At 31.8% G+C, this 3409-nt stretch carries 1 protein-coding gene and 3 pseudogenes; all 4 read right to left on the bottom strand.

Features of this window, described 5'->3' with window-relative positions:
* Positions 1-139, bottom strand: a pseudogene (locus CD118_RS12400) (SdrD B-like domain-containing protein); the annotation flags it as partial.
* A 36-nt stretch (positions 140-175) separates the two neighbouring features.
* Positions 176-1738 (bottom strand): annotated as a pseudogene (locus tag CD118_RS10195) (SdrD B-like domain-containing protein); the annotation flags it as partial.
* A gap of 840 nt (positions 1739-2578) precedes the next feature.
* Positions 2579-2668, bottom strand: a pseudogene (locus CD118_RS12240) (YSIRK-type signal peptide-containing protein); the annotation flags it as partial.
* A gap of 334 nt (positions 2669-3002) precedes the next feature.
* Positions 3003-3293 carry a hypothetical protein gene (locus CD118_RS10200; protein WP_016425963.1) on the bottom strand — a complete coding sequence of 97 codons (291 nt, stop codon included), beginning with the start codon at positions 3291-3293 and terminating at the stop codon, positions 3003-3005.
* Between the last annotated feature and the right edge of the window lie 116 nt (positions 3294-3409).

Consider the following 3409-nt stretch of genomic DNA (forward strand, 5'->3'; position numbering starts at 1 on the left):
CTTTATCTGTCAATGTTACCTTGACATCTCCGATGCCTTTTTCACCATCATCTTGGATACCGTTTTTGTTTGTATCTTCCCATACTTTATCTCCAAGACTATATGTTGCTTTGTAGAAGCCAGAATCAATTGTTAAATCATTTTTACCATTAATTTTTACTGATACTTCTGTTCCATCTGAGTCTTTTTCATCATTTCCGCCTTGATCTTTTCCTGTTGGCTCATATCCTGATGGCGTCTCAAATTTTACTGTATAGTCTCCATTTGTTAATCCTTCAAACTTATAATTACCGGATTCATCTGTTTTTGTCTCAAACACTTTTCCATCTTTATCTGTCAATGTTACCTTGACATCTCCGATGCCTTTTTCACCATCATCTTGGATACCGTTTTTGTTTGTATCTTCCCATACTTTATCTCCAAGACTATATGTTGCTTTGTAGATTCCTAAATCCGCTGTTAAATTATCTTCATCTTTGATTTTAACAACAGATGATAATCCATTTGAGTCAGCCCCCCTATCATTACCTTGTTCACTAGGGGAAATAATATATCCTTCAGGAATATTTTTAAATTCTACTCTATATTCTCCATTAGGTAAATCAGATACTAAATAGGCTCCGTTTTCATCAGTTGTAGCTCTACCAACCTCTCGATTGGTTTTATTTTCATACACTACAACTTCAATATCCTTAACGCCTGTTTCTCCTAATTCTTGAATACCATTTTTGTTGGTATCTCTCCAAACATAATTACCTAATTTATAGACTTTTTCCCCTGTTCCACCGCTACCATTATTAGTAAATCCTAAGGCATTACCCTTAGTTGCTGATCTATTATTTAATGATGATAGTGTTGCCATTTGAACTAAAACAGGATTTTCATCATTTGTAGGCTTAAATTTTGTTTTAACTACTACAACATATGGAGAGTCAATATCGCCTAGATTAATATCAACTTTTTCTTTTTCACCATAAACAGGCTGATACTTATTGCTAACGTCGGTTAGTTCATCTACATTTACAACGTAACCCTTATTAAGTTTATAATTATCAGGGACCTTGTAGATTTTAATATCAGTGATACCTTCTTTTATTTGTCCAATATTAGCTGTATATTTAGGATCTGGATGATATGCTTGAACCCTTAATTTTGCCCCTTTCAAATCGTTATCCAATGGGTTTACATAAATAACTTGGTTATAATATCCAGGATCATCGACATTACCAACATGTGAAACTGTTTCAGTAAATGCTGCACCTATAGAATTTTTGCCCTCTGAATAATAATCAGGATATTGTATATCAGCTGTTGTTGAAAATTTTGTATTTCCAACTTGTATTTCAAAAGGAACCTTTTCACGATTTTCAGAAATAGATGTTGGGTCAATGTAGATAGAATGGTTTAAATTCATTTTTACAGAATTAAATCTATCAACATAATCTGTAAAAGTATACGTAATTGTATTGTAAGATGTATCATGCCTAGCAATAGCAATTCTCTCTCCATTATTTTTATCATAAATATCACCGATATTTTTTATGTCTTCAGGATTCAGCCCATATACTTGAATAGTATCTGAATATTGAACAGTAAAATAATCTCCAGATTTCACACTATCATCAACACTTATTTTAGAAGTAAAGTCAATGTAATCTTGTGATGGAATAATTTTCCCATTTTGATCACTGTCTATAACTGTTAGTTTCGTTTCACTCGTAATTAAGTCGTTTACGTTATTTCTTGTTCTATCCCCCCTAGTGTCTTGTTGGTTTGATTTATCTAAAGTTACAGCACGCATTAAATTTTTAGGACTTCTTAAAGAAACAGGTGTTGCTTTTGGTGTGTGTTTTTCTTGTTTATTTGTAAGTGCAATTAACATTTCTGCTGTTAGTTGATCTGAATCAAGATTTTGGTAGTCAAGGTTCATACCTTTTACAACTTGTTTCGCAGTTTCTGAATTCACTCCTGCATTTTTAGAGTAGTAATCTACTAATTTTGCTTCTTTTTCTTCATTGCTTGTTAATGAAGCTACTTGCTTTACAGTTTCAGCTAAGCCATTTGCTTGAGGTGCTAAAGCTGCTTTTTCAGTATCTACAGGGGCTTGAGTTTCCGTACTGTTATCCGTACTGTTAGTTACAGCTTTAGGTGCTACATCACTAGCTGCTTCTGTAGTTTTAGGCTCAGGTGTTGGTGCTTGTTGTTTTTTATTTTGATCAACTGTGGGTGCTTTTTCTTCTTCAGTGGATTTTTGTGTTGGAGTGACTTTCTTTTCAGTTGTAGCTTTATCTTCACTTTGTTGTTTTTCAGCGACCTTCTCATCTTGCTTAGGCTGCTCAACCTCTTTAGTCACTTCTTCTCCCACATTCTCTTCTTCTGGTAAATCTTCTACAACATTTTCCTCTTCAGTTACATCGCCGTTTTGCTCATTGACTTGAGGAATTTCTTCATCGTTTAATTCTTTTGATTGATCTACAGATTCTTCTTTATTTTCTTCAGCAGATAATGTTTGTTTGGCAACTTCTTCTGCTGCACTTGCATCTTTAGCATGAACACCGAAGATTAATGTTGATCCAATCAATAAAGATGCCGTACCTACTGTGTATTTTCTGATTGAATACTTATTTTGTTTGTTAGGTGATAAACCACCTAATTGGTTCTTTTTCATATATAAAATTTCCTCCAAATATAAATTGTTAAATATAAGCTATAATATTTAACGTAAATAGTTAAAACTGCAAAAAAAATTAAGCATTATTAATTTCGAACTTGTAATTTATCAAGCATAGTGTATACGCTTTTATACAAGGCTATAGAAAATCGAAATTAATTTTTTAAGACAATGCAAAACAAAATCAGATTATTAGGATATTACTTTTCTTTCGGAATTTAATAAGAGATATACAGTATTAGTTAAAAATTTTTAGTTGATAATAGCTGAGATTCTACTTTGCTTATAATAATTATATAAATATTGAATTGTAATAATTTTATTTGATCAGTTAATCGTTTTTGTTTTTCATAATCATTTTTATAGCATGATCAAAATAGTAATTTCTATTTTCTGTTATATCATTATTTAAATAGTAGCTATCTGTTTCATGGTCATATATTACTGGGTTATCAAGAATGTGCCACTCTTCACTTTCATGCATGTAATTCCGAATATGTGCAATATCCCTTTGAATTGTTCTACAACTCACCCCCCACTCGTTGGCAACATAGACTTTGTTAACTTCTCTCCCTAGTATCAAGTCAGTATAAATGGATAATAATCGATAAGGTTGATTCATACGCTCCTCCTCATGACATAACTACATTGTAATAAACAAGGTAGACATATTATGTCATTAATATTGTAATACTTATTAAATTTTAAATTAATATTTGAGACCGCAAATATATTAAT

It is taken from the genome of Staphylococcus coagulans, assembly GCF_002901995.1.
Lineage (GTDB): Bacteria > Bacillota > Bacilli > Staphylococcales > Staphylococcaceae > Staphylococcus > Staphylococcus coagulans.